Origin of the sequence: Micromonospora sp. CPCC 206060 (genome assembly GCF_036906895.1) — a bacterium.
GTDB lineage: Bacteria > Actinomycetota > Actinomycetes > Mycobacteriales > Micromonosporaceae > Micromonospora.
Genome location: NZ_JBAKHU010000037.1, coordinates 59575 through 65938, shown reverse-complemented (window position 1 = coordinate 65938; position 6364 = coordinate 59575). Strand labels below are relative to the sequence as shown.

Annotated in this window: 6 protein-coding genes; 2 read left to right on the top strand and 4 right to left on the bottom strand. The window is 70.5% G+C overall.

Annotation, left to right across the window (positions count from 1 at the left end; translation table 11 throughout):
* Positions 1 to 102 precede the first annotated feature (102 nt).
* The 3 genes from V6U90_RS21645 to V6U90_RS21635 form a co-directional block, all read right to left on the bottom strand.
* Positions 103 to 1350: a S8 family serine peptidase gene (locus V6U90_RS21645; protein ID WP_334439583.1), complete on the bottom strand. Its 1248-nt coding sequence runs from the start codon at positions 1348 to 1350 to the stop codon at positions 103 to 105.
* The gene (locus tag V6U90_RS21640) at positions 1347 to 2612 is read right to left on the bottom strand and encodes a sensor histidine kinase (protein ID WP_334439580.1); all 1266 of its coding nucleotides are present in this window, start codon (positions 2610 to 2612) and stop codon (positions 1347 to 1349) included. The genes V6U90_RS21645 and V6U90_RS21640 overlap by 4 nt, the downstream gene beginning before the upstream one ends.
* Before the next feature lie 217 nt (positions 2613 to 2829).
* On the bottom strand, positions 2830 to 4374 hold the full coding sequence (locus V6U90_RS21635) for a hypothetical protein (protein WP_334439578.1): 1545 nt from the start codon (positions 4372 to 4374) through the stop codon (positions 2830 to 2832).
* 306 nt (positions 4375 to 4680) lie between these two features.
* Here V6U90_RS21635 and V6U90_RS21630 point away from each other — a divergent pair, with 306 nt between their 5' ends.
* Together V6U90_RS21630 and V6U90_RS21625 are read left to right on the top strand one after the other, a co-directional pair.
* A complete protein-coding gene (locus V6U90_RS21630) occupies positions 4681 to 5322 on the top strand; it encodes an RDD family protein (RefSeq protein WP_334439576.1) in 642 nt (213 codons plus the stop codon).
* A gap of 72 nt (positions 5323 to 5394) precedes the next feature.
* On the top strand, positions 5395 to 5856 hold the full coding sequence (locus V6U90_RS21625) for a hypothetical protein (protein WP_334439574.1): 462 nt from the start codon (positions 5395 to 5397) through the stop codon (positions 5854 to 5856).
* Positions 5857 to 5976: 120 nt separating this feature from the next.
* On the opposite strand, the gene V6U90_RS21620 is transcribed toward V6U90_RS21625, so the two are convergent.
* Complete coding sequence (locus tag V6U90_RS21620) at positions 5977 to 6312, bottom strand: cupin domain-containing protein (RefSeq protein ID WP_334439572.1); 336 nt, start codon at positions 6310 to 6312, stop codon at positions 5977 to 5979.
* Positions 6313 to 6364: the final 52 nt, after the last annotated feature.

Sequence of the window (6364 nt, the reverse complement as noted above, 5' to 3'; positions counted from 1 at the left end):
TCAACTTTTACCGATCACCACCACGCCGGACATCCATCACAACCGGGCACCTTCAGCCCATACGAAACACGGCCTAGCACCAGCGCATTGCGGGTGGGGCGGTCAGCCGCCGGGACGCCAACCGCGGGCCCGGCCTCGACGCGCCACGGCCGTACCGACCGCGAGCAGCAGCGCCGCCACGAGTCCCGCCGACGCCAGCGGCAGCACCCACGCATCCACGTGGGAACCGGGATTCGCGCGGGCCGCGGCGACCGGCTGCGCGCTCGCGCCCACGGCTTTCGGCGGATCCTCGACGCCCTCGGCGGCCACCGCCCGGTACGGGTCCACCATTCCCCAGCCGAGCTGCGGGTGGTGCCCGTCGAACGCGGTTCGCTGCGCGGTCGACTCGATCCGCCGCACCACCTCGGCGGCGCTGAGTTCCGGCCGGTACGACCGCAGCAGCGCGGCCGTGCCCGCCACGTACGCCGCCGCGTAGGCCGGATCGTCAACCGTGGGTGAGTGTCCCAGCCGACCGCCCGCTCCGGCGGAGAGGCTCAGCAGCTGCCTTCCCGGGGCGGCCACCCCGATGTAGTCCCCGGATTCGGTGGAGGTCACCGCGCCGTCCGGCCCGAACGCACCGACTGCCAGGACTCCGGGCAGCGCCGTCGGGTAGCTGGCCACACCCCGGGTCCGCGCGCCGGAGGCGGCCGGCGACACCACCACGATGTCGGCCGCGACCGCCCGCGCGGTGGCGGCCCGCAACGGGGCGGTGTTCCTGGTCGACGGTAGTACCACGTAGATCACTCGGGCGCGGGCGGCGACCGCGAAGTCGATGGCGGCGGCGAGTTGGCCAGGGTCGACGGCCCCGTCGCCCTGCCTGGTGGTCTGGGTGTAGCGAACCGGGAGCACGGACACACCGGGAGCCAGACCGGCGAAGGTCGTCTCGTTGTGTGGACGGGCGGCGATCAGGCCGGCGGCGAACGTACCCCGGCCATCACAGTCGTCGGTGGCCCCGGCGCTGTTGGCCAAGACGTCCCGACCACGCTCGACCTGACCTGGACGAAACTGTGCGTTACGGGCGTCGACGCCGGTGCCGAGCACCGCGACCCGGACCCCGGCACCCGTGCTCAGTGGCCACACCCGGCGCGGCCCGAGCAGTTCCGTCGCCCACGGGTTGCCGGCGGTGTGCACGCCCACCGGCTTGGCACAACCGGCCGGCGCACCATAGCCGGCCGACGCGGGGGCGCCAGACAGCGCCCCGACCAGAGCGCCGACGACGCCCGCCAGTGCACCGAGAACAGGTAGCGAGCCAACCGGACCCGGCCGGGCCGTCGCATCGGCGCCACGGCTGGGCCGGCCCCACCGGATCATGCCGGCATCCGCAGGGTCACCCGGGTACCCCGGCCGGGCCAGGACTCCACGGTCGCTCCGCCGCCGACCTCGCGCAGCCGGGCCACGATCGACTCCCGGATGCCGAACCCGGGTCGGCCGGCGACATCGAAGCCACAGCCATGGTCACGGATCACCACGACCAGGGCGCTCCTCTCCTCGTCGGCGCGGACCACCGCGTCACCGATCCCGGCATGCTTGGCCACGTTACCCAGAGCCTCCCGCACCCCACCGAGGACCGCGTCCCGGTGCGGGCCGGACATCCGACTGCCGGCGCCGGCGGCCACCGCCAACTCCACCCGCAGCCCGCGCCCCGCGAGTTCCTCGACCAGTTCGGACAACCCGCTGGCAAGTGGGTTGTCGTTGCCGCCACCGGGCTCGTCGAGCGTCCTGCGCAGCCGAACGGCCTGGACCCGGGCGGCGGCCCGCACCTCGGCGAGGCGCATCGCTGGGGCCGTCTCGTCCGCCGCGCTGTGCAGGGCGATCGTCTCCAGGGTCTGCAACACCGTGTCGTGCTGCGACCGCAGCCACCGTGCCCGCTCGGCCTCCCGACCGGCCCGGAACCCGTACGACATGGCCAGGTGCAGACTCAGCCCACAGACCACCAGCGCCGCCAACGTGACCGCCACCGCCAGTCCGAGCCACCCGACCCGGCCGGCGAGCGTTCCCCTGTCCGCAGCGGCGCCGTACGCGACCATCGCCAGCTGTGCCGGCGTCGACAGCAGCACCGCGAGCACGCCACCGACCAGGCCGAACGCGCCGGTCACCAGGACCACGGCACCGGCCAGGTACGGCCAGAACACCTCGGTGTGCGGTACCACCGCGCTCACTCCCACATTGACCCCGTACGCGACGGTGAGATCGACCAGCACGGCCCCGCGTACCCGTTCGAGGTCCACCGTCGGCCGCCGGTAGACCGTGACGAACGCCGCGATGTTGGCGGCCAGCAGCAGGACCGTCACCGGCAGCAGAGCAACCAGTGCCATCGGCTCTCCGCGTACCACGAGCACGCCCAGAGCGACGGGTAGGACACACACCCGGTATGCCAGGGCGCCGAGCAGCAGGCAACGCGAGGCCTGACGATGCAGCACGGCACCGGCGGTGCCGCCGACCGGACCGAAACCCTGCGCCCCGGCCGACACCGTCCACAACGGACGTCTGTGCGGTGACGCGACCCCGGCCACGGCGACACGGGTCAGCAGCGCGAACATCATGCCCGGCATGGCGGCACTGTCGACTGTCACGGACCCTTCCGTGCTGCGCCGGCCAACGCCCACGTGTCAGCTCCTTGTCCATCACGGACCGCGTGTCGCGACCGGCCCACACGAGGATCATGGCCAGTTTTCCCGACATTTGACCTTGGAAGCAAGAGCTGACGCCCATTGACATGAGCCGACGCCCAACGGCATCCGAACTGCGATCGGGCGAGATCAGCGAGCCGGATTCGCCCGCCTGCGGCCGCTACCGCTCCTTGAGGCGGCGGTTGACCTCGTCGGAGACCCGCCGGTTCAGGTCGGCCAGTTGCTCGTCGGTGTATGTGGTCAGGTCTCTCGGGTCCGTGCCGCCGTTCGCCGTCTGCTGCTGCTTCTGCTGTTCTCGGCGTTGCAGTTCCTGTTCCTCCGGCGAGCCGGGAGCGGCGTAGGCGCACCGGACCAGGGCGCCGTCAGCGTTCTTCAGGCAGGTCGCCTCCCGGCCGTTGATCTGGCCCCGGCCCTCCACCCGGTACCGGATGTTCTGCTCACTGCCGAGCGTGGCGGTCCACGTACTGCCGCCGGTCGGCACCACCTCGAACACCCGGTCGTCGTTCCAGCAGCACACGTCCCGATACTCCGCCTTGATCAGGGCGATGATCGCCTGCGGCGACGACCAGGTCGGGTTGAGCCGGTACACGGTCAGCGGGGCGAGGTTACCGCCGGAGTGCCGGGTCGGCACCGTCGACACCGCCACCACCGAACTGGCCTCGCCCTGCGGGGTGAGCGGGGTGACGTACGCACTGCGTCCACCACCCTCGCGGTAGCGCAGCGTGAACTCCGACTCGTTGCCCTCGTTGGCGCCGTCCTCCGAGGCGTCCCAGCCACTGCGCTCGAACCACCAGTCGGCGAAACCACCGACAGCGGCGGTGCCCTCCCGCTGTTGGGCGGCCAAACTGATCGGATAGGACGGTCCGGGCACCTCCGTCGTGTCGTCGGTGATCGTGACCTTCCCGGTCCCGCCGTTGTACAGCACCACACCAGCCGGCCGCTCGGTCACCACCAGGATGCCGGTCTGCCGCTTCAGTGGCACCACCACGATCGGGGTGTCGCCCTGGCAGTAGACGTACGCGTCGTCGGCGGAGAACCGGGCCCAGCGCCGCTCCGCGGAGATCTTCCGGCCCAGGTTGTGGTTGAACCAGCCGTCGATCCGCGCGGTGGCAGCCGACGCGTCGAACCGGCACCGCTGCTGCGCCCGGCTGTTGCCGCCCAGCGGCACCTCCTGCACCATGCCGACCTCGTAACCGGCCAACCAGCCGCGCCGCTCGACCAGCACGGCGAACCGGTCCGAGTCGGGCAGGTAGCTGACATCGGTGATCTCCCCGGTGACATCACCCAGGTTCGGCCCGGCCTGCGCCTCACCAACCACGTACGGCGCGCGAGCGGTCAACTCCGGGACCGGATCGGACACCACCCGCATCGTGGCGACGTACGCCCGATCCTGCAGGTACTCGCCATAGACCAGCCAGAACGCCCCCAGGGCCAGCCCGACGGCGGCACCCAGCCAGCCGAGGACGACAACCCCACCACCCGACCCCACCGGCCTGGTCTCGCCCCTACGGAGCCGACGCGAGAGCGACCGCACCAGGACCGGCACCCCGGCGAGCAGGGCCACCAGGACCAACGCCAGCAGCCAGGGCACGAGTTTACGCAACTCCCACGCGAGGATGGTGGTGACATACGAGGCATACCACCCCACGACACCAAGCACACCGAGCAGAAGAATCGGCGTACCCACCCGCACCGCTCGACCCATCGAGACCCTCCCCCGGCCATGAAGAGCCCTGATCCTATTTCAGCCCCTCAATACGGCTCCCGTTAATTAATGCCGCTGAAGCAACATTTCCGCACTCGCAGGGCGTCTGATTCCGGGCGGGAGCCGATCGCCGGCTACCACCGCCGTGACCATGGGCGGGCGCCGACCTTGTACCGTCCAGGTCCACGTCGCGGCAGTCGAGCGCTGCGGTTGTGAAGGATGCAGCAGACAGCCCGACCGAACGTCGCTGTGGGCTCGCCGGCGTGGCCCTTCTGACGGCCGTTCACTCACCCCGCAGGCCACCGCTTGACCGCAGCCGAGCCAATCGAAAGGGCCATCATGAGCCGCTCCACACCACCGTCCACGACCGGTCTGATCGACGCCGCGAACGGCCGGCCGGTACGCCGGCATGCGGACACCGGGGTGCACTATGTCCGCAAGGCCGGGTGGCCGCACTTCTGGGGCCGGACTCTGGACGCGCTCGTGGTGATGGTGGTGGCCGGGGTCCTGATGGGCGCGGTCAACGCGGCCAACCAAGACCTCGCGCTCGGCCGGCTGTCCATGGCCATGTTCTCCAGCACCGGCGTGTACGCCGCCGTCATGGCGGCCATCTGGTTCGTGGTGGTCTTCGCGTACGGCATGGTCTGGGGTTCCGTCGGTAGTCTCGGCGACGCCGTGTGCGGCATGCGCTCCGTCAGGATCTCCAACGGCAAGCGCTCGGGCGCCTGGCTGGGCGGCTGGCGGGCCTTCTGCTGGTCCTTCGCCCCCCTGTATCTGGTGCTGAGCGTCGCCGCCATCTTCAACGGCAGCGGCGGGGACAGCTTCGACACCAGTTTCACCGCCATCGATCTCCGTTCGGGCCTCGCGCAGGGCCAGGCGCCCGTTCCCGACCCGGCCGCTGCGGCACAGTCCACCGAGGTTACGCGCCAGAGGCTCCCGAACCTGTAGTCACCAACGGCGGCACATCATCCTGGAAGCCAGGAAGCGGGATCGTCTGACGGGCCGGCTAGAATCGCTGCCGTGAACGACGCCGACGGGTCGCCCGACCTGCCAGTCGACCATCGGGGAATCAACTGGCCCGAGGACGGGGACAACCCGTTCGACGGCAGCGTGTCCTGGTCCGGCCTGGTGTACTGGGCGCACGGGGAGCTTTCCCGGTTGTTCCATGCCGACCGGATGCCGACGGACACCGAACTGTTACGGGCGATCCCCATGGGCTACACCACCCTCACCCTGATGGAACGGGTCGCGCTCGTTGTGAATGGGCGGCAGCAGCGGATCTGGCAACACGACGCCCGCTACGCAAAAACTCCGCTTCAGCCGTACCAGCTCGTGCTGCCGCCGACCGCGACGTCGGGATACCTCAAGTTCGGTACGACGTGGCCGTTCAAGTGGGCGGTACGCGATGCGGAAGCGCTCTCCGCGCGTACCGGAGGAGCGGTTCTGGTCTGCCAGGTGCTCAGCAACCAGAACTGGCACTGAGGTTCCCGTACGGCGTCCAGCGAGTCTGCCGGGATACGCTCACGCCTCTCGGGACGCCGCAGAGGTCCGCCCGCTGCATGTCCTGCCGCGTCGAGGACAAGCCGGCCGGGCATCGGCGGTTCATCGGTCCGGCCGGCGCGAGCCGTACGCCGGGCCGAACACCACCAGCAGCGCCAGGTCCTCGGTCACCTCGTCGAACCGGTGTTCCTCGCCCGCCGATACGAAAATCACTGAACCGGGGCCCACCTCGGCTGTACCGTCCGGCGTCACGATCCTGGCCCGCCCCGCGGTGACCACGTAGATCTCGTCCTCGGTGTGCGGGCTCTGATCGTCGAGCCCACCGGCGGGGATGCAGTACGTACCAACCGACAGGTCCGGCACTCTCAGGTGTTCCACCCAGTCGTTGGCCGCGCCGGCCGGCGGCGTCCACACCCCCGCACCTTCGATGATCTGCATGGCGGAACCCTAGCCAACGAGGACGAGACCGCGCACCGCCGAACGACTGCGG